The following is a 652-nucleotide window of genomic DNA, read 5'->3' as shown; positions in this document are numbered from 1 at the left end:
GAGGCTTTTATGAGTAAAAAAATATTGGCAATCAACCCTGGGTCAACCTCAACAAAGATTGCTGTTTTTAATGAGAAGGAATGTGTTTTTAAAACAACGTTAAGACACGATACTGATACCATACAATCTTACAAATCTATTATAGATCAATACGATTTTAGAAAAGAAGCAATTCTTTCTACATTAAAAGCTGAAAACATTGAAATTGACAATCTTGATGCGGTGGTTGGCCGCGGAGGAATGTTAAAACCAATTGAAAGTGGAACATATTTAGTCAATGATGCAATGATCGATTATTTAAAAAGAGCACCCCGTGGGGAACATGCTTCGAATTTAGGGTGTGTTATCGCAAAAGAAATTGCTGATTTACAAAATATCCCTTCTTTTATTGTCGATCCTGTCGCGGTTGATGAGATGGAAGATATTGCAAGATATACCGGGATGCCTGAAATAAAAAGAGATTCTTTATTTCATGCACTGAATCAAAAAGCAGTTGCTTTAAAAGCAAGTGAAGATTTAAATAAACCATATGAATCACTTAATATGATTATCGCACATTTAGGTGGCGGAATAAGTGTTGGCGTTCACAAAAAAGGACGCGTGATTGATGTGAATAACGCCTTAGATGGTGATGGTCCAATGAGTCCTGAAA

The 652-nt window shown here is 35.6% G+C and carries 1 protein-coding gene; it reads left to right on the top strand.

Features of this window, described 5'->3' with window-relative positions; genetic code table 11:
* Positions 1–652: butyrate kinase (gene buk / locus ABCO64_RS10485; RefSeq protein ID WP_425463710.1), on the top strand; the 652-nt coding region annotated here is incomplete at both ends.

This window comes from Methanocalculus natronophilus (genome assembly GCF_038751955.1).
In the GTDB taxonomy this organism is placed as follows: domain Archaea; phylum Halobacteriota; class Methanomicrobia; order Methanomicrobiales; family Methanocorpusculaceae; genus Methanocalculus; species Methanocalculus natronophilus.
Note: the sequence above shows the minus strand (reverse complement) of the source record. Positions and strands in the feature narration are given on the sequence as shown.